Annotated in this window: 18 protein-coding genes and 1 pseudogene; 3 read left to right on the top strand and 16 right to left on the bottom strand. The window is 63.5% G+C overall.

Annotation, left to right across the window (positions count from 1 at the left end):
- Positions 1-262: 262 nt before the first annotated feature.
- The 14 genes from dtd to hutC form a co-directional block, all read right to left on the bottom strand.
- Positions 263-700, bottom strand: a complete 438-nt coding sequence (dtd, locus tag J4D52_RS27230) for a D-aminoacyl-tRNA deacylase (protein WP_007925900.1) — start codon at positions 698-700, stop codon at positions 263-265.
- Positions 697-1,668, bottom strand: coding sequence for a prolyl aminopeptidase (pip, locus tag J4D52_RS27225; protein ID WP_063427869.1), 972 nt, complete (start codon positions 1,666-1,668; stop codon positions 697-699). Before pip ends, dtd begins: the two co-directional genes overlap by 4 nt.
- A gap of 255 nt (positions 1,669-1,923) precedes the next feature.
- On the bottom strand, positions 1,924-2,727 hold the full coding sequence (hutG, locus tag J4D52_RS27220; RefSeq protein WP_063427867.1) for an N-formylglutamate deformylase: 804 nt from the start codon (positions 2,725-2,727) through the stop codon (positions 1,924-1,926).
- Between the two features lie 10 nt (positions 2,728-2,737).
- Entirely contained in the window at positions 2,738-3,943 is a 1,206-nt protein-coding gene (gene hutI / locus J4D52_RS27215; RefSeq protein ID WP_063427866.1) for an imidazolonepropionase, read from the bottom strand.
- A 16-nt stretch (positions 3,944-3,959) separates the two neighbouring features.
- Positions 3,960-5,369 (bottom strand): amino acid permease, encoded by a 1,410-nt coding sequence (locus J4D52_RS27210; protein ID WP_063427864.1) that lies wholly within the window; start codon positions 5,367-5,369, stop codon positions 3,960-3,962.
- A gap of 154 nt (positions 5,370-5,523) precedes the next feature.
- Positions 5,524-7,056 (bottom strand): histidine ammonia-lyase, encoded by a 1,533-nt coding sequence (gene hutH / locus J4D52_RS27205; protein WP_063427862.1) that lies wholly within the window; start codon positions 7,054-7,056, stop codon positions 5,524-5,526.
- Between the two features lie 158 nt (positions 7,057-7,214).
- Positions 7,215-8,738, bottom strand: a complete 1,524-nt coding sequence (hutH, locus tag J4D52_RS27200) for a histidine ammonia-lyase (protein ID WP_063427861.1) — start codon at positions 8,736-8,738, stop codon at positions 7,215-7,217.
- Positions 8,739-8,836: 98 nt separating this feature from the next.
- Positions 8,837-9,667: a glycine betaine/L-proline ABC transporter ATP-binding protein gene (locus tag J4D52_RS27195; protein WP_102675912.1), complete on the bottom strand. Its 831-nt coding sequence runs from the start codon at positions 9,665-9,667 to the stop codon at positions 8,837-8,839.
- Positions 9,664-10,515: a proline/glycine betaine ABC transporter permease gene (locus J4D52_RS27190; protein ID WP_009046564.1), complete on the bottom strand. Its 852-nt coding sequence runs from the start codon at positions 10,513-10,515 to the stop codon at positions 9,664-9,666. Before J4D52_RS27190 ends, J4D52_RS27195 begins: the two co-directional genes overlap by 4 nt.
- A 71-nt stretch (positions 10,516-10,586) precedes the next feature.
- Positions 10,587-11,555, bottom strand: coding sequence for an ABC transporter substrate-binding protein (locus J4D52_RS27185; protein ID WP_063427857.1), 969 nt, complete (start codon positions 11,553-11,555; stop codon positions 10,587-10,589).
- A gap of 74 nt (positions 11,556-11,629) precedes the next feature.
- Positions 11,630-13,093 (bottom strand): cytosine permease, encoded by a 1,464-nt coding sequence (locus J4D52_RS27180; protein ID WP_053277084.1) that lies wholly within the window; start codon positions 13,091-13,093, stop codon positions 11,630-11,632.
- Between the two features lie 117 nt (positions 13,094-13,210).
- The gene (gene hutU / locus J4D52_RS27175) at positions 13,211-14,893 is read right to left on the bottom strand and encodes a urocanate hydratase (protein WP_009046561.1); all 1,683 of its coding nucleotides are present in this window, start codon (positions 14,891-14,893) and stop codon (positions 13,211-13,213) included.
- Between the two features lie 470 nt (positions 14,894-15,363).
- Positions 15,364-15,936 (bottom strand): HutD family protein, encoded by a 573-nt coding sequence (locus J4D52_RS27170; protein WP_053277083.1) that lies wholly within the window; start codon positions 15,934-15,936, stop codon positions 15,364-15,366.
- 9 nt (positions 15,937-15,945) lie between these two features.
- The gene (hutC, locus tag J4D52_RS27165; RefSeq protein WP_231103210.1) at positions 15,946-16,614 is read right to left on the bottom strand and encodes a histidine utilization repressor; all 669 of its coding nucleotides are present in this window, start codon (positions 16,612-16,614) and stop codon (positions 15,946-15,948) included.
- A gap of 188 nt (positions 16,615-16,802) precedes the next feature.
- Here hutC and J4D52_RS27160 point away from each other — a divergent pair, with 188 nt between their 5' ends.
- Positions 16,803-18,167: a formimidoylglutamate deiminase gene (locus J4D52_RS27160; RefSeq protein ID WP_063427856.1), complete on the top strand. Its 1,365-nt coding sequence runs from the start codon at positions 16,803-16,805 to the stop codon at positions 18,165-18,167.
- A 43-nt stretch (positions 18,168-18,210) separates the two neighbouring features.
- Here J4D52_RS27160 and J4D52_RS27155 read toward each other — a convergent pair whose 3' ends face one another.
- Positions 18,211-18,780 (bottom strand): lipocalin family protein, encoded by a 570-nt coding sequence (locus J4D52_RS27155; RefSeq protein ID WP_025808243.1) that lies wholly within the window; start codon positions 18,778-18,780, stop codon positions 18,211-18,213.
- Between the two features lie 35 nt (positions 18,781-18,815).
- Positions 18,816-19,070: a hypothetical protein gene (locus J4D52_RS27150; RefSeq protein ID WP_007925924.1), complete on the bottom strand. Its 255-nt coding sequence runs from the start codon at positions 19,068-19,070 to the stop codon at positions 18,816-18,818.
- A gap of 284 nt (positions 19,071-19,354) precedes the next feature.
- On the opposite strand from J4D52_RS27150, the pseudogene J4D52_RS30835 reads away from it, so the two are divergent.
- Both J4D52_RS30835 and J4D52_RS30830 read left to right on the top strand, forming a co-directional pair.
- Positions 19,355-20,341 (top strand): annotated as a pseudogene (locus J4D52_RS30835) (cache domain-containing protein); the annotation flags it as partial.
- A 141-nt stretch (positions 20,342-20,482) separates the two neighbouring features.
- Positions 20,483-21,080 (top strand): methyl-accepting chemotaxis protein (locus tag J4D52_RS30830; protein ID WP_408980330.1); only part of this gene is annotated, 598 nt, incomplete at its 3' end.

Genomic DNA, 21,080 nt, shown 5'->3' with positions numbered 1-21,080 from the left:
AAAACAGATCAAAAAACCAACGGCCAGCTATCTATATGCCAGGTTGGCGAGCATTGTTCCGACTCCGATGGGGCTAAATGATTCCCCAAACGGTTCCGAACAAGGCTCTACCTAAGTCAAAAACGGACCAACGAACGCTGATCCCCGTAGCGCGCGATTATCTAGTAGCCCGCGTTACAACGCATCAGGGGCGACCAAGTATTTATCGCGAAAAACGCCTATTTTCGGCCGGTTCCGGCCGAAAAAGATGTTTCAAGCACTTTCAGGTCTGTAACAGGAAGGTTACCGGGCCATCATTGACCAGATGGACCTGCATATCCGCCCCGAAGCGCCCTGATGCTACTTTGCCATGCAACTGCTGCGCCTTGCATAGCAGATAGTCAAAAAGTTCTTCGCCGAGGGCCGGCGGCGCCGCTGTGGAAAAGCTCGGGCGCAGGCCGTTCTTGGTGTCCGCGGCCAGGGTGAACTGCGAGACCAGCAGCAAACCGCCGTCCACATCGGCCAGGGACAGGTTCATCTTGCCCTCGGCATCACTGAATACCCGATAGTTAAGCAGCTTGTGCAGCAGTTTGTCGGCACTGGCCCGGGTATCCTCGGGCTCCACCGCTACCAGCACCAGCAAACCCTGATCCACCGCGCCGACGATTTCCCCCGCCACTTCGACCCGCGCGCCGCGTACGCGCTGCAACAGCCCCTTCATGCTTCTTCGGGCGGCAGGTCGAGCAGGCGCCGGGCCATCTGATTGGCGGCGCGCACCAGGGCATCGGTGATGCCCGGTTCGGACGCGGCGTGACCGGCATCGCGGATCACCTGCAATTCACTGTTCGGCCAGGCCTGGTGCAATTCCCAGGCGTTGTCCAGCGGGCAGATCACGTCGTAGCGGCCATGCACGATCACCCCCGGCAGATGGGCAATCTTGCCCATGTCGCGAATCAGCTGGTTCGGCTCGAGGAAGGCATTATTGGTGAAGTAATGGCATTCGATCCGGGCGATCGACAGCGCGCGCTGCGGCTCGGAGAAACGATCGACCACCAGCGGGTTCGGCCGCAGGGTCGCGGTACGCCCTTCCCAGATCGACCAGGCCTTGGCCGCATGCATCTGGGCGATCTGGTCGTTGCCGACGAGACGCTTGTGGAATGCGCTGAGCAGGTCGTCGCGCTCGTCCAGCGGAATAGGCGCCACGTAGTCCTGCCAGTAGTCGGGGAACAGACGGCTGGCGCCTTCCTGGTAGAACCATTCGATTTCCTGCGGACGGCACAGAAAGATCCCACGCAGAATCAGGCCATGGACGCGTTCAGGATGGCTTTGCGCATAGGCCAGGGCCAGGGTCGAACCCCAGGAACCGCCGAACACCACCCATTTTTCGATGCCCAGGTGCAGGCGGATCCGCTCGAGGTCGGCGACCAGGTCCCAGGTGGTGTTGTTTTCCAGGCTGGCGTGCGGGGTGGAGCGCCCGCAACCGCGCTGGTCGAAGGTGATGATGCGGTACAGGTTCGGGTCGAAGTAACGGCGACTCTGGGCATCGCACCCGGCTCCCGGGCCACCGTGGATGAACACCACCGGCAAGCCTTCCGGGGAACCGCTCTCATCGACATACAGGACATGGGGTTCGTCGACAGCCAGATCGTGCCGGGCATAGGGTTTGATCTGCGGGTACAAAGTCTGCATTGCGCGCTCCGTAAGGGGTCGAGGTCATCCCTGGGGGGACTTCAATTATTCTGCCGTCCGGCATCATAAACCCGAATTACGGAATGAGCATGTCCTTGGAAAAAATGCGGTTGTTCCCCCCGGAAAGCCAGGCGCACCTGTAGCCGCTGCCGAAGGCTGCGCTCGACTGCGCAGCAGGCGCAGGATCTTGAGATCGCTGAAGGCCTTCGGCCTTATCGCAGCCTGCGGCAGCGGTTACAGGGTTTGCTGTCGGCTTCAGCGCCCGTAGCGCTGCTGCCCCCAGGCCAGCAGCCCTTGCAGCAGCTGCTTGAGCACCACCTGGGTCGGGGCCGCCAGATCGTCGCGGTAGCGGAACGGCTCGAACTCTTCCATGTAGGTGCTCTGCGCCAGCTCCAGTTGCACGGCATGGATGTTCTCGGCCGGGTTGCCGTAGTGCCGGGTGATATGGCCGCCCTTGAAGCGGCCGTTGAGCACATGGCTGTAGTCGGCGTGACGGGCGCAGATCGCTTCCAGCTGGCTGGCCAGCTCGGCATCGCAGCTGGCGCCATTGAAGGTGCCTAGGTTGAAGTCCGGCAGCTTGCCTTCGAACAAGTGCGGAATCAGCGAGCGGATCGAGTGCGCATCGAACAGCAAGGCATAACCGAACTCGGCCTTCAGCCGCGCCAGCTCCTGCTGCAGGGTGCTGTGATAGGGCGTCCAGACCTTCTCCAGATAAGTGGCCCGCTCTTGCTTCGACGGCTCCAGCCCCTCACGGAACAGCGGCACGCCATCGAACAGCGTGGCCGGGTACAACCCGGTGGTGGCGCCGACATATAAAGGTTTGTCGTCGGACGGGCGATTGAGGTCGATGACGAAACGCGAATATTCGGCGGCCAGGGTGCTGGCGCCCAGCTCCTCGGCGAAGGCATAGAGCTGCGGAATGTGCCAGTCGGTGTCCGGCAGGCTTTGCGCCTCGGGGATCAGCCCGGCCTCGACCGCCGGCGTCAGGCGCAAGCCGGCGTGGGGCATGCTGATCAGCAGCGGCACCCGGCCTTGTTTGAAGTTCAGAACCTTATCCACAACCCTTCTCCTATAAATCCACTTCAACGCCGTGGCGCACGACGCGTTTTTCCAGGTCGCCGCCCAGCCAGTAGGCCAGGTCGGCGGGACGATCGATCTGCCAGGCGACGAAGTCCGCCACCTTGCCGGCCTCCAGCGAACCGTGGGTCCGCTCCATGCCCAGCGCGGTGGCCGCATGCAGGGTCACGCCGGCCAGGGCTTCTTCCGGGGTCATGCGAAAACAGGTGCAGGCCATGTTCAACATCAGGCGCAGGGACAGCGCCGGCGAGGTGCCGGGGTTGAGGTCGCTGGCCACGGCGATCTTCACCCCGTGCTTGCGCAGCGCGTCCATTGGCGGCAGCTGGGTTTCACGCAGGAAATAGAACGCGCCGGGCAACAGCACGGCGACAGTGCCGGCCTCAGCCATGGCGATGGCGTCTTCCTCGGTCATGAACTCCAGGTGGTCGGCCGACAGCGCGTGATAACGCGCCGCCAGGCTGGAGCCATGCAGCGACGACAGCTGCTCGGCGTGCAGCTTCACCGGCAGGCCGAGCTTCTGCGCGGCGATGAACACCCGCTCCACCTGCTCCGGCGAGAACGCCAGGTATTCGCAGAATGCATCCACCGCATCCACCAGGCCCTCGGCGGCCAGGGCCGGGAGCATTTCGGCGCAGATGTGCTCGATGTAGTCATCCGCGCGCTCGGCGTATTCCGGCGGCAAGGCGTGGGCTGCCAGGCAGGTGCTGCGCACGCTGACCGGCAGCTCGGCGCCCAGGCGCCGGACCACCCGCAGGATCTTGCGTTCGCTGGCCAGGTCCAGGCCGTAGCCGGACTTGATCTCGACGCTGGTCACGCCGTCACGCAGCAGGCTTTTCAAGCGCTTGCGGGCGCTGTCGAACAGTTCGTCCTCGCTCGCCGCGCGGGTGGCCCGCACGGTGCTGGCGATACCACCACCGGCCGCGGCGATTTCGGCGTAGCTCACCCCTTGCAGGCGTTGCTCGAATTCGCCACTGCGGTTGCCGCCGAACACCGTGTGGGTGTGGCAGTCGATCAGGCCCGGGGTGACCCAGGCCCCCGCCAGGTCATGCAGCTCGGCATAGTCGCCGGCCGGAACCTGGTCGCGCGGGCCGATCCACTCTATGAGCGCTCCTGACGTCACGATGGCGGCATCCTCGATGATCGAGTAAGCGCCTTGCGCCATGCTTGCGACGTGGCAGTGTTGCCAGAGAGTTTTCATCCGAGGCCTCCGTTAGTTATCGATGGGACAAAGAAGGGTCGCGGTTCACCTGGACCGCCTGACCGGCGGCCGGCTTGACCCACAACAGATAAGCGATCACCAGCAACACGATCCACACCGCGCCCACCGCCAGCGCGGCCTGGGTTTCCGGGAAGTAGCCCAGCACGCAGAAGACGAACAGCATGAACAGGATGGCGGCTGCCGGCGCCCAGGGCCAGAACGGCACCGGGAATTTCAGTTGGGCGACCTGCTCGGCGCTCATCGAGCGACGCATGGCTACCTGGGTGACCAGGATCATCAGCCAGACCCAGACCGTGGCGAAAGTGGCGATCGAGGCAATCAGCAGGAACACGTTTTCCGGAATCAGGTAGTTCAGCAGCACACCGCCCAATAGCGCGGCGCCCATGACCACCACGGTCATCCACGGCACGCCGTGTTTCGACAGTTGGGCAAAGCCTTTTGGCGCCTGCCCTTGCTGGGCCAGGCCGTACATCATGCGCCCGGCGCCGAAGATGTCGCTGTTGATCGCCGACACCGCCGCCGAGATCACCACGATATTGAGGATGGTCGCCGCCGAGCCGATGCCCAGGTTGTCGAAAATCTGCACGAACGGGCTGCCCTGGCTGCCGATCTGCGGCCATGGATAGATGGCCATCAGCACGAACAGGGTCAGTACATAGAACAGCAGGATGCGCATCGGCACCGCGTTGATCGCCTTGGGGATGACCCGCTGCGGGTCCTTGGCTTCACCGGCGGTGATACCGATGATCTCGATGCCGCCAAAGGCGAACATCACCACCGCGAACGAAGCGATCAGGCCGCCGATGCCGTTGGGCATGAAACCGCCGTGGGCCCAGAGGTTGGCCACCCCGGTGGCCTGCTCGCTGCTGGCCGAACCGATACCGAACAGCATGATGCCGAAGCCGGCGAGGATCATCGCGACAATCGCGCCGACTTTCAGCAGCGACAGCCAGAACTCCATCTCGCCGAAGACCTTGACGTTGCACAGGTTGAGGCCGCCGATCAGGAACACGATGCCGAGCACCCAGACCCAGCGCGCCACTTCCGGAAACCAGAAGCCCATATAGATGCCGAAGGCCGTGACGTCGGCCAGGCAGACGATGATCATTTCAAAGGCATAGGTCCAGCCGAGGATAAAACCCGGCAATGGCCCCAGGTAATTGCTGGCGTAGTGGCCGAACGAGCCGGACACCGGGTTGTGCACGGCCATCTCGCCCAGCGCGCGCATCACCATGAACACCGCGGCGCCACCGATCAGGTAGGCCAGGAGGACCGCGGGACCGGCCATCTGGATGGCCGAGGCAGAACCATAGAACAGCCCGGTGCCGATCGCCGACCCCAGCGCCATAAAGCGAATATGTCGGGCGGACAGCCCGCGTTTCAATCCTTGAGCTTGCTGTTGCATTTCTCGTTCCTAATTATTTTTATCGGAGAAAACCGGAACCACCTGTAGCCGCTGCCGAGGTACGAGGCTGCGATGGGCTGCGCAGCAGCCCCCGACGGCGGTCCTGCGGACCGCTTCGCAGCTTCGTGCCTCAGCAGCGGCTACGGGCATGGGGTTACAGGCTCGGCAGCAGCTTGGCCGGCAGCAGCTCGTTCAGGCAGCGGGACGCCAGCAGTTCGCTCGCGGCGTTGATGTCCGGGGCGAAGAAGCGGTCCTTCTCGTAGTACGGCACTTTGCTGCGCAGGGTGGCGCGAGCCTTTTCCAGCTTGGTCGAGGTCTTCAGGCCCTCACGCAGGTCCAGGCCCTGGCAGGCCGCCAGCCATTCCACGGCGAGGATGCCACGGGTGTTGTCGGCCATTTCCCACAGACGCTTGCCAGCGGCGGGCGCCATGGACACATGGTCTTCCTGGTTGGCGGAAGTCGGCAGGCTGTCCACCGAGTGCGGATGGGCCAGCGCCTTGTTTTCGCTGGCCAGTGCCGCGGCCGTTACCTGGGCGATCATGAAGCCGGAGTTGACCCCGCCATTGGCCACCAGGAACGGCGGCAGCTGGGACATGTGCTTGTCCATCATCAGCGAGATGCGACGCTCGCTCAGGGAGCCGATTTCCGCGATCCCCAGGGCGATATTGTCGGCGGCCATGGCCACCGGCTCGGCGTGGAAGTTACCGCCGGAGATCACATCGCCCTCGGCGGCAAACACCAGCGGGTTGTCCGACACGGCGTTGGCTTCGACCACTAGCACCTCTGCGGCCTGGCGGAACTGGGTCAGGCAGGCGCCCATGACCTGCGGCTGGCAGCGCAGGGAGTACGGGTCCTGCACCTTGTCGCAGTTCTGGTGCGACTTGGAGACTTCACTGCTGTCGCCCAGCAGGTCGCGGTAAGCCGCGGCGGTATCGATCTGGCCTTTCTGGCCACGGGCGGCATGAATCCGCGCATCGAACGGCGAACGCGAGCCCAGCACCGCCTCGACGGTCAGGCCGCCACAGGCCAGGGCGCCGGCGAACAGGTCTTCGCCCTCGAACAGGCCGCGCAGGGCAAAAGCGGTGGAAACCTGGGTGCCGTTGAGCAGCGCCAGACCTTCCTTGGCCGCTAGGGTCAGCGGCTTGAGGCCGGCCACGCTCAGGGCTTCGGTGGCGTTCAGCCATTGGCCTTTGTAACGGGCCTTGCCTTCACCCAGCAGCACCAGGGACATATGGGCCAGCGGCGCGAGGTCGCCGGAAGCGCCCACCGAGCCCTTGAGCGGGATGTGCGGATAGACCTCGGCGTTGATCAGGGCGATCAGCGCGTCGATCACCTGGCGGCGGATACCGGAGAAACCACGGCTCAGGCTGTTGACCTTGAGCACCATGACCAGGCGCACCAGGGCGTCGTCGATCGGCGCGCCGACACCGGCGGCATGGGACAACACCAGGGAGCGCTGGAGGTTTTCCAGGTCTGCGCTGGCGATGCGGGTCGAGGCCAGCAGGCCGAAACCGGTGTTGATGCCATAGGCGGTGCGGTTCTCGGCGAGGATCTGCTCGACACAGGCGACGCTGGCGTCGATCTGCGCCGTGGCGCTGTTGTCGAGGCTGAGGGTTACCGGCTGTTGGTAGACGGCTCGCAGTTGAGCCAGGGTCAGTTGGCCGGGAATCAGATTTAGCGCAGTCACATTTATGCTCCTTTTGAGAGTTTGTTATTAACTACCAGTCGCTCCGGAAGCTTCCGTTGTCCGTCGCAGCCCGCCTTTTGTGAGCGAGTGGCGCCTTGGCACGCTGGTTTTTCGTGGAAACCGTTGTCTTGGAAAATCCTGTTCTTGCAGGGCGCGGTTCAACGCACGCCCGGTAAAACCTCCTGCAGCAAGGCCGGAGCCTTGAGCAGCGCCGCCGCGCTGGCGATGTCCGGGGCCAGCCAGCGATCCTGGTCATAGGCCGGAACCCGCTGGCGCAGCAGCTTCCAGGCCGCATCGGTGCCGGCGCCGAAACGCTGCTCCTTGAGGAATTCGAAGGCCTGGGCCGCCAGCAGGTATTCGATGGCGAGGATCTGGGTGCAGTTTTCCAGCGCGCGGGAAAGCTTCAGCGCGGCGTTGGTGCCCAGGCTCAGGTGGTCTTCCTGCAGGCCGGAGGTGACGTAGTTGTCGAGCACCGCCGGTTGCGCCAGCTGGCGGTTTTCCGCGCACAGCGAGGCAGCGACGTACTGCACGATCATCATTCCGGAGTTGACCCCGGGGTTGCTCACCAGGAACGCCGGCAAACCGCTGACATGGGGGTTGATCAAACGATCCAGGCGCCGCTCGGCGATCGAACCGATCTCGGCCATGGCGATCGCCAGCAGGTCCGCCGCCAGCGCCACCGACTGGCCGTGGGGGTTGGCCTGGGACATCACCCGGTAGTTGTCCGGAGTGCCCAGCACCATCGGGTTATCGGTGACGGAGTTGAGTTCGGTTTCGACCTGCTGCGTCGCGTGCGCCAACTGATCGCGGGCGGCGCCGTGAACCTGCGGGATCGAACGGATGCTCAGGGCATCCTGGGTGCGGATACCTTTGCTGGCGGCAATCACTTCGCTGCCGTCGAGCAAGGCGCGCAGGTTGATGCCGACCTGCTGCATGCCCGGGTGCGGCTTGAGCGCGATGATCTCGGCATCGAACGCGGCGATCTGCCCGCGCTGCGCCTCGAAGCTCATGGCGCCGATCACATCGGCCCACTGCAGCAGGCGCGTGGCATCGGCCAGGGCCAGGCAGCTCAGACCAGTCATGCACGGCGTGCCGTTGACCAGGCACAGACCGTCCTTGGCCCCCAGTTGCACCGGCTTCAGGTCTTCCGCCGCCAGCGCCTGCTCGGCCGATACGACCTGCCCGCGATAGCTGACCTGGCCGACGCCGAGCAAGGCGATGCTGATATGGGCCATGTGGGTCAGGTAACCCACCGAACCCTGGGACGGCACTTGCGGGGTGATGCCGCGATTGAGCAGGGCCAGCAGCGCCTCGACCACCCGGCGATGCAGGCCGGACTTGCCGTGGCTGTAGTTGACGACAGCCGCGCACATGATCGCCCGGGTCTGCTCGTCGGCCAGCGGCGCGCCCACGCCACAGGCATGGCTGAGCAAGGTGTTGCGCGACAGCTGGCTGAGCTGTTCGTCCTGCAGCGAAACGTTGCACAGCGCGCCAAGACCGGTGTTGATGCCATAGGCGCGTTCGCCGCTGACGACGATGCGCTGGACGATGGCCTGGGCATTCTCGATACGCGCCCAGGTCTGGGCCGACAGCTCGAGCTGCGCGCCATGCCGGGCTACGGCGACCACATCCTGCCAACGCAACGGGGCGTCGGCGATAACGATTTTTTCAGCCTGCGACATCTTCGACCTCACGGGTACAACCTGAACATTGATGCAGCTTTACCGCCGCCTTCGCGGGCAAGCCTCGCTCCTACAGAGAAGAGGCCCGCCCCAAGCCTTTAAACCACCGCCGCGCGCCGCTGCACGAAACGGTCGACGTACTCGTCCGCCGGCGAATGCAGGATCTCTTTCGGCGTGCCGACCTGGATCAACCGGCCGTCCTTGAGGATCGCAATGCGGTTGCCGATGCGCACGGCCTCGTCGAGGTCATGGGTAATGAAAACGATGGTCTTGTGCAGGGTCTTTTGCAGCTCCAGCAACTGGTCCTGCATCTCGGCGCGGATCAGCGGATCGAGGGCACTGAAGGCCTCGTCCATCAGGATGATGTCGGTGTCCGCCGCCAGGGCGCGGGCCAGGCCGACGCGCTGACGCATGCCGCCGGACAGCTGGTGCGGGTACTTGGCCTCGTAACCCTTGAGGCCCACGGTGTTGATCCAGTGCAGCGCGCGCTCGGCGCAGACTTCCTTGCTCTCGCCGCGCACCTTGAGGCCATAGGCGGTGTTTTCCAGCACGGTCTTGTGCGGCAGCAGGCCGAAGCTCTGGAACACCATGCTGATCTTGTGCCGGCGAAATTCGCGCAGGGCTTCCATGTCGTATTGCAGGATGTCCACGCCGTCCACCAGGATCGCGCCGCTGGTCGGGTCGATCAGGCGGTTGAAGTGGCGCACCAAGGTCGACTTGCCGGAACCGGACAGGCCCATGATCACGAAGATCTCGCCGGTGCCGATGCTCAGCGACAGGTCGTTGACCCCGACCACGCAGCCGGTCTCGGCCAGCACCTGGTCCTTGGTCTTGTTCTGGCGAATCATGTTCAGCGCGTCGGCCGAACGGTTGCCGAAAATCTTGAAGACGTTTTTGACTTCGATCTTGCTTACGGTTGCGTTGTTCATTTGCTCACCTCATGGCGTGGACGACCATAGGCTTGGGTAATACGGTCGATGACCACGGCGAGAATCACGATCGCCAGGCCGGCTTCCAGGCCACGGCCGACGTTGAGGGTCTGAATGCCGACCAGCACGTCTTCGCCCAGGCCACGGGCACCGATCATCGAGGCGATCACCACCATCGACAGGGCCATCATGGTGGTCTGGTTGATCCCGGCCATGATGCTCGGCAGGGCCAGCGGCAGTTGCACGCCGAACAGTTGCTGCCAGCGGTTGGCACCGAAAGCGTTGATCGCTTCCATGACCTCGCCGTCGACCTGGCGAATACCCAGGTCGGTCAGGCGAATCAGCGGCGGCGCGGCGTAGATCACAGTGGCGAAGATCGCCGGCACCTTGCCCAGGCCGAACAGCATCAGCACCGGGATCAGGTACACGAAGCTCGGCATGGTCTGCATGATGTCCAAGAGCGGCATCAGCACCGAACGCAGGCGATTGCTGCGCGCCGAGAGGATCCCCAGGGGAATGCCGATCAGCACCGAAATGAAGGTCGCCACCAGCATCAGCGCCAGGGTCTGCATCAGTTTGTCCCACAGGCCGACCGCGCCCACCAGGAACAGCAGACCGACGATCACCGCGGTGGTCACCAGCTTGCGGGTCGAATGCCAGGCGATGCCGCCGACGATCGCCAGCATCAGCCACCAGGGCGCCAGGCGCAGCAGGCCTTCGAGGTTGACGATGGCCCACAGCAGGGTGTCGGAGATGTGGCGGAACACATCGCCGTAGTTGGTCACCAGCGAATCGACCCAACCGTTGACCCAGTCGGCGATGGAAAAGGTGAAGCTTTCAGGAAACATAAAGAGACTCTCGATCAAGTGGGTTGTGGTGAAGCTCCCGGCTACCGCTCAGGCAGCCGGGAAGGCTCTACCTACAAGGCCGCGTCGATTTTCTTGGCTGCGTCGTCGCTCACCCATGCGTGCCAGACTTCAGGATGTTCCTTGAGAAAGATTTTCGCCAGTTTCGGCGACTCGATACGTTCCTTCGCCATGCGGCCCAGGTTCTGGTTCAGCAGGTCGATCGGCAGGTTGACCTTTTCCAGCACGGCCACCAGCTCAGGCGCTTGTTCGTGGAAGGTCTTGGACAGGCCGACCTTGATGGTCACGCTCTTGTCCACGCCCGGTTTCTCTTCCAGCTTCACCAGGTCGACCTGGCCCATCAGCGGGGTTGGCGACCAGTAGTAGAACAGGATCGGTTCGCCACGCTTGTAGCTCGACAGCACCGCGGCATCCAGCGCCGGGCCGGTGCCTGGGCGGAAGTTGGTGTAGCTGCTTTCCAGGCCGTAGCTTTTCAGCATCTCGCTGTTGTCCAGCTCGCAGGTCCAGCCGGCCGGGCAGTTGTAGAAACGGCCCTTGCTCGGCTCTTCCGGGTCCTTGAACACAGCGGCGTACTTGCCCAGGTCGGCGATGTTCTTCAGGTCCGGGGCCTTGGCTTCCAGCTTGCGCTTGGCGTCGCCCTCGATCACGTAGCGCGGCACGTACCAGCCTTCGATGGCGCCCACGACCGGGGCGCCGACGCCGACCACCTTGCCGGCCTTCTCGGCCTTGTTCCAGACCTCGCTGCGACCGACCCACTCCTCAGCGAAAATCTGGATGTCATTGCTGCTCAGGGCATTCTCCATGGTGATGGAGTTGCCTGGCAGGCTGTCGGTCTTGCAGCCGTAGCCTTTTTCCAGGACCACTTGCAGCACGTCGGTCAGCAACATGCCGCTTTCCCAGTTCAGGCCGGCGAATTTCACCGGCTTGCCGGACTCGCACCAGCCGGCCGCCTGGGTAGCGCCGGCGCTGGCCAGCAGGCCCATGGAAAGCAAAGTGGTCAGCAGGGTCTTATTCATTTTCATTGTGTGACGCTCCCAATCATTGAAATGGATTACGGCAGTTAAGAGGCATCCAGCCTGTCCACGTCCAATCAGGTCTAGACCGCAGTAGCGCGGCCTGCCCCACTCAGCTTTTGTTCTGTGATCGAGTCCTGCTCTACCGGCAGGATCAGGCGATCGGGTACAGCGCCATGCCATTTCTTCGCGCAGACGTAATACAGCGCCGCGGGAACCACCAGGCCGACGATCCAGGAGATATCCACACCACCCAGAGCTTCCACCAGCGGGCCGGTGTAGAACTTGGTGCCGATGAACGGCAGCTGCACCAGCACACCGATCACGTAGACGCTGATCCCGAGGATGTTCCAGCGGCCATAACGACCGTTCGGATCGGCCAGCGCCGGCACGTCATAGTTCTCGCGGGTGATGCAGTAGTAGTCCACCAGGTTGACCGCGCTCCACGGGGTGAAGAAGGCCAGCAGGAACAGGATGAAGGACTTGAACGCACCGAGGAACGAGTGCTGGCCGAGCAACGCGATCAGGGTCGCGGTACCGACGATGACCAGTACGAACACCAGGCGTTGCAAGCGCGTCACTTCCAGGTGGCCACGGAAACCACTGATGATGGTGGCGATGCACATGAAGCTGCCGTAGGAGTTCAGCGTCGAGATGGTGATCTTGCCGAAGGCGATGCTGAAGTACAGCAGCGCCGCGGTGGCACCGCTGCCGCCCAGGCCGACGATGTAGGCCACTTCGTGGCCGGCGAACTGCCCGTCGGCCATGGCCGCAGCGAACACCCCGAGCATCATCGCCACCTGCGCGCCGATCACCGAACCTGCGCCAGCGGCGAGGAAGGTTTTCACCGAGGAAGTCTTGCTCGGCAGGTAGCGCGAATAGTCCGCCACATAGGGGCCGAAAGCGATCTGCCAGGACGCGGCGAGCGACACCGCAAGCAGGAAGCTGCTCCAGCTGAAGTGACGGATTTCCAGGAGCGCGCCGATGTCGGTCTGGCTCATCAGGCGGCTGAACAGGTAAACGAAGGCGATCACGCCAATGACGCTGGCGGCGCGACCGATGAAATGGATCACCCGGTAGCCAAGCACTGTGACTAGCACGATGACGCTGGCGAAGATCAGGATGCCGACGCTGTCGCTGACCCCGAACAGCTGGCCCAGCGCCTGACCGGAAAGCACGGTGCCGGTGGCAGTGAAGCCCAGGTACATCAGGCAGACCAGGACGATCGGAATGGCCGCGCCATAGACGCCGAACTGGACCCGGCTGGAGATCATCTGCGGCAGGCCGAGCTTGGGCCCTTGTGCCGCGTGCAACGCCATCACGCCGCCGCCCAGCAGTTGACCGATAAGCAGGCCGATCAGCGACCAGAACACATCACCGCCCAGCACCACCGCCAGAGCGCCAGTGACGATGGCGGTGATCTGCAGGTTAGCCCCCAACCACAGGGTGAACTGGCTGTAGAGCTTGCCGTGGCGTTCGGTTTCGGGGATGTAGTTGATCGACCGCCGCTCGATCAGGGGTTTGGAGCTATCGCTGGCCGTGGACATCGTTATTGTTCTCCCGGGAGATTCTTGTCATGTCAAAGCTCTGCTACATGGACCGAGCCGCCGCATGACAGCGCGCGACGGCTCCTTCCCTGATGCTGGCGGCAAACCGCCGGGAGCTTACTTGCCAGTAATCATTGGCAGGTTCAGGCCCTGTTCCTTGGCGCAGTCGATGGCGATCTGGTAACCGGCATCGGCGTGACGCATGACGCCGGTACCCGGGTCGTTATGCAGCACACGGGCGATACGCTCGGCCGCTTCGTCGGTACCGTCGCAGACGATCACCATCCCTGAGTGCTGGGAGAAGCCCATGCCGACGCCGCCGCCGTGGTGCAGGGAAACCCAGGTCGCGCCGCTGGCGGTGTTCAGCAGGGCGTTGAGCAGTGGCCAGTCAGACACGGCGTCGGAACCGTCCTGCATCGATTCGGTTTCGCGGTTCGGGCTGGATACCGAGCCGGAGTCCAGGTGGTCGCGACCGATGACGATCGGCGCCGACAGCTCGCCGCTGCGCACCATTTCGTTGAACGCCAGGCCGAGCTTGGCGCGCAGGCCCAGGCCAACCCAGCAGATACGCGCCGGCAGGCCCTGGAAGCTGATGCGCTCGCGTGCCATGTCCAGCCAGTTGTGCAGGTGAGCGTCGTCCGGGATCAGTTCCTTGACCTTGGCGTCGGTCTTGTAGATGTCCTGCGGATCGCCCGACAGCGCGGCCCAGCGGAACGGACCGATGCCGCGGCAGAACAGCGGACGGATATAGGCCGGTACGAAGCCTGGGAAGTCGAAGGCGTTCTCGACGCCTTCTTCCTGGGCCATCTGACGGATGTTGTTGCCGTAGTCGAAGGTCGGGATGCCCTGCTTTTGGAAGTCGAGCATGGCCTTGACGTGCACGGCCATCGATTGCTTGGCCGCCTTGACCACCGCCGCAGGCTCGGTCTTGGCGCGCTCGCGGTACTGCTCCCAGGTCCAGCCGGCCGGCAGGTAGCCGTTGAGCGGGTCGTGGGCGCTGGTCTGGTCGGTGACCATGTCCGGACGCACACCGCGACGGACCATTTCCGGGAGGATTTCAGCCGCGTTGCCGCACAGGGCGATGGAGATCGCCTTGCCTTCGGCGGTGTACTTGGCGATACGCGCCAGGGCATCGTCCAGGTCCTTGGCTTGTTCGTCGACATAGCGGGTCTTGAGGCGGAAATCGATGCTGGTCTGCTGGCATTCGATGTTCAGCGAGCAGGCGCCGGCCAGGGTCGCGGCCAGAGGCTGCGCGCCACCCATGCCGCCGAGACCGGCGGTCAGGACCCAGCGGCCCTTGAGGTTATCGTTGTAGTGCTGGCGACCGGCTTCGACGAAGGTTTCGTAGGTGCCCTGGACGATGCCCTGGCTGCCGATGTAGATCCAGCTGCCGGCGGTCATCTGGCCGTACATGGCCAGGCCCTTGGCATCCAGTTCGTTGAAGTGTTCCCAGGTGGCCCAGTGCGGTACCAGGTTGGAGTTGGCGATCAGCACGCGCGGCGCGTTGCTGTGAGTCTTGAACACGCCGACCGGCTTGCCGGATTGCACCAGCAGGGTCTCGTCGTCATTCAGGTTGGTCAGGCTCTCGACGATCTTGTCGTAGCACTCCCAGTTGCGCGCGGCGCGGCCGATGCCACCGTAAACCACCAGCTCTTTCGGGTTCTCGGCGACTTCCGGATCGAGGTTGTTCATCAGCATGCGCAGCGGTGCTTCTGTCAGCCAGCTCTTGGCGGTCAGCTTGTTGCCGCGGGCAGCGCGAATTTCGACGTTCCGGTATTTCGTAGGTTTATTCTCAGTCACGAAAAAACTCCTCAGCGATCAATCCAAACCAACCCAGGCAGTGGGCGAGCGTGCCTGCGCGCAGTGCGCTGCGCAGCAAGCGAATCAGGGGGGACGTGGCGACTTATACGCATACGTCTTTACTTGTACATACAAGCATATGCAATCAAGCGGCCAACTCACTGAATGAGCCTTCGAGAAAATCTTGGAAACAGTGGAGAGGCCCTTGGATCAAGGGTTTCAGCGTCGATTATTTTTTCGGGGAGGATGAGACAAGAGAAGGTCGCAGCTGTTACTTCGACATGGCCTTGCGCCATGCTGGGGCGTTCGGTAACAAATTGGTGCGCGAGGGAAACAACATCAGGGAGGGAGAGAAACAAAGAGCGTTGTAGCCGCTGCCGAAGGCTGCGATCGGCTCCGAAGGAGACGCGCTCTTGCAGGCCTCGGAAGGCTCTTCGAGCCTTATCGCAGCCTGCGGCAGCGGCTACAGGTCAGATGGCAGTCAGCTCGATCACGCAGCAGGCGCCGCTGACGCTGACTTCCCGCAAACCGGGGTTATCGAGCAGTTGCAGACAGTCGTGGCGCTCCAGCAAAGCGGCGACACCGCCACCCAGGTCGGCGCGCATTTCATCGGCCACGCTGAACACCAGCACCGTACTGGCCTGGGTGAAGAAGCGCTGTCCACCCTGCAGCCATTGCAAGCGGGCGCTGTAGCGGTCCGGCGCGTAGATCAGGTTGAAGTCGCGAATCGGCCCGTCGATCAGGGTGCACGCGACCTGGCTGGCGCCGCTGAAGGCAAAGGGGTCCAGCGGTAACAGCGCCCGGGTGTCCTCGCCATCCACGGCCAGAGTCATGCCCGCGCCTTGCAGCACGGTGATGATGCGCTGGTAACCGGCGAAGCTGGAAAAGCCGCCGGACTCACCGATATCGGCGATCGACAGCCGCCAGCCGAAACCTTCCAGGCCGACGCCTGCGTCCCGGGTGATCTCTTCGGTGCTGCCACCACCGTTTTTCCACGGCATGCGCGGGTAGTTGGCCGCGCGCAAAACGTTCAACTGAGTCATTGATGCCCCTTACTTATGAAACCGCCCTTCAAGGCTGTGACGAGAACCCGGGTGGATCAGGCGCGCGGCGGTCACCGGCTGGCGGCCGGACCAGGTCCGGCGGCGAATCAGCAGGCACGGCTCGCCGCGCTCGATCTGTAGCAACTTGCATTCTTCCGGCTCGGCCAGAATCGCCTCGACCACATGCTCGCCCTCGGTCAGCGGCGCGACCTGGTTCAGGTAGGCATATGGGGTCTGCAGGGTGAAATCCTGCTTGAGGTAATCCGGCGCCACCAGCGCGTTGACGAAACGGTCCTCGATCTGCACCGGGATATCGTTCTCGAAATGCACGATCAGCGAGTGGAAGACCCTCTGCCCTTCGCGCATGTCCAGGGCCACGGCGCGCTCGGAACCGGCCGCCTCTTCACCCAGGGTGATGACCTTGCAGGTGTGGCGATGGCCGCGCGAGGCGATCTCGTCGGCGATGTTGTGCACCTCGAACAAGGCCGACTGGCTCTTGGGTTCGGCGACGAAAGTCCCCACGCCCTGCATGCGCACCAGCATGCCTTCGGCGGTCATCTCGCGCAGGGCGCGGTTGATGGTCATGCGGCTGAAACCCAGCTGGCTGACCAGCTCGCTTTCCGAGGGCACACGGTAGTGCGGCGGCCAGTTTCCGCTCTCGATCTGCTGAGTGATCATCTGCTTGACGCGGGCGTACAGGGGCGCCGGACTATCGCCCAGATGGGCGGCCAGCGGGGAGTTGGCGGGCGGAGTCGGCACGGGAAATCCTTGTTTGTCGAAGAAGGTGACTAGCTTGCCGGAGTTTACCGAGCAGGCAAACGTCTGTATATGTATATACAAATAACACACGACGGGGTGCTTGAACCATGTCCGCCTTCTTTGCCGAACGCGCACTGCTGCCTAACGGATGGGCCAACAACGTACGTCTCGAGGTCAGCGCCGACGGCCTGCTGACCCACATCCAGGCCGATGCCAGCGCAGAAGGCGCCGAACGGCTACAGGGCCCGCTGCTGCCGGGCATGCCCAACCTGCACTCCCACGCTTTCCAGCGGGCGATGGCCGGGCTGGCGGAAGTGGCCGGCAACCCCAACGACAGCTTCTGGACCTGGCGCGACCTGATGTATCGCCTGGTGGGTAAGATCAGCCCGGACCAGCTGGGCATCATCGCCCATCAGCTGTACATCGAAATGCTCAAGGCCGGTTACACCTCGGTCGCCGAATTCCACTACGTGCATCACGATACCAACGGCCAGCCCTACGCCGACCCGGCCGAGCTGTCGCTGCGCATCAGCCAGGCCGCCAGCGCCGCCGGCATCGGCCTGACCCTGCTGCCAGTGCTGTACAGCCACTCCGGCTTCGGCGGCCAGGCACCCAATGAAGGCCAGCGCCGCTTCATCAACAGCACGGAAAACTACCTCAAGCTGCAAAGCCGCCTGCAACCACTGCTGGCCCGGCAACCGGCCCAGCAGCTGGGGCTGTGCTTCCACTCGCTGCGCGCGGTCACCCCGCAGCAGATCAGCGAGGTGCTGGCCACCAGCGACAAGCAGTGTCCGGTGCATATCCATATCGCCGAACAACAGAAGGAAGTCGACGACTGCCTGACCTGGAGCGGGCGTCGGCCGCTGCAATGGCTGTATGAAAACACCGAGGTCGATCAGCGCTGGTGCCTGGTCCACGCCACCCACGCGAATGCCGACGAAGTCAGCCTCATGGCGCAAAGCCGGGCGATTGCCGGCCTGTGCCTGACCACCGAAGCCAACCTCGGCGACGGGATTTTCCCGGCGGTGGATTTCCTCGCCCAGGGCGGCCGCATGGGCATCGGTTCCGACAGCCATGTGTCGCTGAGCGTGGTGGAAGAATTGCGCTGGGCGGAATATGGCCAGCGTCTGCGCGATCAACGCCGCAACCGCCTGTATCGCAACGACCAACCGATGGTTGGCCGCACCCTGTACGACGCCGCGCTGGACGGCGGCGCCCAGGCCCTGGGGCAGCCGATCGGCGCCCTGGAAGTGGGCAAGCGCGCCGACTGGCTGGTGCTCGACGGCAGCGATCCTTACCTGGCCACCGCCGAGGGCGACGGCATCCTCAACCGCTGGCTGTTCGCTGGCGGCGATCGTCAGGTACGCGATGTGCTGGTCAACGGACAGTGGGTCGTGCGCGACGGACGTCACGCAGGCGAGGAAGAAAGCAATCGGGCCTTTACCCAGGTGCTGCGCGACTTGCTCGGCTAAAGCCCGTCACTGCAGGAGCCAGCTTGCTGGCTCCTATAGGGATTTACTTCGAGGTCTTGGCCATCGCCTTGTCCGACACGCGCCAGATCAGGCGGGTGGTGTCATATCCTTGCTGACGCGCCCTGCTCAGCAGGTCCTCGCGAACCGCCTCGCTGACATTCGGTCGGCGCGACAACAGCCACAGGTATCGACGATCCGGGTTGCCGACAATGGCGGTCTTGTAGTCGTCGCTCACGTACAGCACCCAGTAGTCGCCCTTGGCCAGGCCCGGTATCAACCGGGAAAACCAGGTATCGAACTCGACCCACAGCTTGTCGGTTTTATCCGGCGCCTGCGGCGTTGCCGTGCCCCGCACCTCTTCCCATTGCCAGTTGGCGGTCAGGCAGCGGTTGAGTACCGCCATATTGCCTTCGGGCAGCAGGGTGTAGCGGGCTTCGGATTGTGCGCAATTGCGCTGGAAATACATCGGCAAACGCGCCAACTCGTACCAGGTCCCTTGGTAACGCTTGAGATCGACGTGATTAACGGTCTTGGGCGCCAGTGAATCGTCCCGGGAAGTGGCGCAGCCGGCCAACAACAGGCCGACCAGAAGAGTGACTACCAAACGCATCATTATTTTTCTCCCGTGGGCACGTGGCCCCGGTTTTTTTACTTCAGGCCTTGCCCGGAAAACATCAGCACTTTGTCACCGGCGTACTGCACGCTGATAAAGCTGTTCTTGTCGCCCCAGGTGCAGCTGGACATGCCCAGCGCGCCGGAACAGTCGGTCGGTTTGCCCAGCAGTTTTTCAACTTCGGCCTTGGGCATGCCGGCCGACAGCTTGGAATAATTTTCCTGATTGATCTTGCCGCACGCAGCCAACAGCACGCAGAACGACAACAGAGCGAGAGAACGCAGGGACATGGTGAAACTCCTGGGCGGACGGGGGGGATGGCATGCTGCCAACCAGAAGCTTAGAAGAGAAAAGCCCCATCTGGTTCCCCATCCAGACGGCTATTTATTGTGACGCAGCGCCCAGCATTTCCTCCCGAATCAACCACTTTGCGACGGCCAAGGACATTTCGTCGGACAGGCTTCAACACGCCTCATCTTTACTGATGGCCAGTCGACATAAAAGCAGCGCAAAAGCCTGTGATGTGGCAAATTGACACCCCCTCGCTGACCACCCTCTCGCGGTAGTTCACCTAATGACCAGAAACATGAAATTCAGCCATAAGATCCTGCTTGCCGCCGCTCTTGTGGTCGCCGTTGCGTTCGCCTGTTTTATCCTGTTCAACGACTATCGACAGCGCGAGGCCCTGCGCAGCAGCAACGAATCCTCCATGCAGGAACTCGGCAGCCTGACCAGCAGCAACATCCAGACCTGGCTGGAAAGCCGCATCCAGTTACTGCACACCCTGGCCCAGCAGATCGCCGTAGACGGCAGCGGCGCCGACGGCCTGAAACGCAGCGTCGGCCTCCCCGCCTACGCCAGCAACTTCCAGCTCAGCTACTTCGGCGGCCAGGACGGCGCGATGTTTTCGGTCCCGGCGGGCAACCGCGCGCCCGACTACGACCCGCGCGCCCGCGGCTGGTACAAGGCGGCCAACTCGGCCCAGCAGACCATCGTCACCGAACCCTACATCGCCGCCTCCTCCGGCAAGCTGGTGATCACCGTCGCCACCCCGGTCCAGCACCAGGGCAGCTTCATCGGCATCGCCGGGGCCGATATCGACCTGTCCAACGTCAGCGCCATCATCAACTCGCTGAACTTCGGCGGCCACGGCCAGGCGTTCATCGTCAGCGCCGGCGGCAAGATCCTGATCCACCCGGACAGCAAGCTGGTGCTCAAGAACCTCAGCGACGCCTACCCCAATGGCGCCCCGCAGGTCAGCCCGGGCCTGAAGGAAGTCGAGCTGGACGGCAAGACCCAGTTCATCTCCTTCACCCGCGTCAACGGCGTACCCTCGGCGGACTGGTACGTGGCGCTGGTGCTGGACAAGAACACCGCGTTCTCGATGCTCAGTGAATTCCGCACCTCGGCGATCATCGCCATGCTGATTGCTGTGGTGATCATCATCAGCCTGCTGGGCATGCTGATCCGCGTGCTGATGCAACCGCTGCACCTGATGGGCCGCGCCATGCACGACATCGCCGAGGGCGAAGGCGACCTGACCAAGCGCCTGACGATCCATGGCCACGACGAATTCGGCACCCTGGGCGTGTCGTTCAACCGCTTCGTCGAGCGGGTTCACGGTTCAATCCGCGAAGTCGCCTCGGCCACTGGCCAGGTCAACGAAGTCGCCCTGCGGGTGGTCAGTGCCTCGAACTCGTCGATGTTCAACTCCGACCAGCAAGCCTCGCGCACCAGCAGCGTCGCCGCGGCGATCAACCAGCTTGGCGCCGCCGCCCAGGAAATCGCCCAGAACGCCGCCCTGGCGTCGCAGCACTCCAGCGATGCGCGCAACCTGGCCAGCGAAGGCCAGGCCGTGGTGGACCAGACCATCGCCGCCATGCAGCAGCTGTCGGCGAAGATCAGCGACTCCTGCGGCAACATCGAGACCCTGAACAGCAACACGGTGAACATCGGGCAGATCCTCGAAGTCATCACCAGCATCTCCCAGCAGACCAACCTGCTGGCCCTCAACGCCGCCATCGAAGCCGCCCGCGCCGGTGAGGCCGGCCGCGGTTTCGCGGTGGTCGCCGATGAAGTGCGCAACCTCGCCCACCGCACCCAGGACTCGGCGCAGCAAGTGCAGAAGATGATCGAGGAACTGCAGGTCGGCGCCCGCCAGGCGGTGAACACCATGACCGACAGCCAGCGCGAGAGCGAAAGCAGCGTCGGCATCGCCAACCAGGCCGGTCAGCGCCTGGGCAGCGTGACCCAACGCATCGGCGAGATCGACGGCATGAACCAGTCCGTGGCCACCGCCA

This window comes from Pseudomonas sp. GW460-12-10-14-TSB1 (assembly GCF_017349775.1).
GTDB lineage: Bacteria > Pseudomonadota > Gammaproteobacteria > Pseudomonadales > Pseudomonadaceae > Aquipseudomonas > Aquipseudomonas piscium.
The sequence above is the reverse complement of the archived record's forward strand: the minus strand, read 5'-3'. Positions and strand labels throughout refer to the sequence as shown.

What these genes read in the sequence shown, in the direction of transcription:
- pip (WP_063427869.1), bottom strand. Translation starts at nt 1,668, where the DNA reads ATGCAGACTTTGTACCCGCAGATCAAACCCTATGCCCGGCACGATCTG.
- J4D52_RS27170 (WP_053277083.1), bottom strand. Translation starts at nt 15,936, where the DNA reads ATGACTCAGTTGAACGTTTTGCGCGCGGCCAACTACCCGCGCATGCCG.
- hutH (WP_063427861.1), bottom strand. Translation starts at nt 8,738, where the DNA reads ATGTCGCAGGCTGAAAAAATCGTTATCGCCGACGCCCCGTTGCGTTGG.
- J4D52_RS27155 (WP_025808243.1), bottom strand. Translation starts at nt 18,780, where the DNA reads ATGATGCGTTTGGTAGTCACTCTTCTGGTCGGCCTGTTGTTGGCCGGC.
- J4D52_RS27180 (WP_053277084.1), bottom strand. Translation starts at nt 13,093, where the DNA reads ATGTCCACGGCCAGCGATAGCTCCAAACCCCTGATCGAGCGGCGGTCG.
- J4D52_RS27210 (WP_063427864.1), bottom strand. Translation starts at nt 5,369, where the DNA reads ATGCAACAGCAAGCTCAAGGATTGAAACGCGGGCTGTCCGCCCGACAT.
- J4D52_RS27150 (WP_007925924.1), bottom strand. Translation starts at nt 19,070, where the DNA reads ATGTCCCTGCGTTCTCTCGCTCTGTTGTCGTTCTGCGTGCTGTTGGCT.
- hutI (WP_063427866.1), bottom strand. Translation starts at nt 3,943, where the DNA reads ATGAAAACTCTCTGGCAACACTGCCACGTCGCAAGCATGGCGCAAGGC.
- J4D52_RS27185 (WP_063427857.1), bottom strand. Translation starts at nt 11,555, where the DNA reads ATGAAAATGAATAAGACCCTGCTGACCACTTTGCTTTCCATGGGCCTG.
- J4D52_RS27160 (WP_063427856.1), top strand. Translation starts at nt 16,803, where the DNA reads ATGTCCGCCTTCTTTGCCGAACGCGCACTGCTGCCTAACGGATGGGCC.
- J4D52_RS27190 (WP_009046564.1), bottom strand. Translation starts at nt 10,515, where the DNA reads ATGTTTCCTGAAAGCTTCACCTTTTCCATCGCCGACTGGGTCAACGGT.
- hutC (WP_231103210.1), bottom strand. Translation starts at nt 16,614, where the DNA reads ATGATCACTCAGCAGATCGAGAGCGGAAACTGGCCGCCGCACTACCGT.
- dtd (WP_007925900.1), bottom strand. Translation starts at nt 700, where the DNA reads ATGAAGGGGCTGTTGCAGCGCGTACGCGGCGCGCGGGTCGAAGTGGCG.
- J4D52_RS27195 (WP_102675912.1), bottom strand. Translation starts at nt 9,667, where the DNA reads ATGAACAACGCAACCGTAAGCAAGATCGAAGTCAAAAACGTCTTCAAG.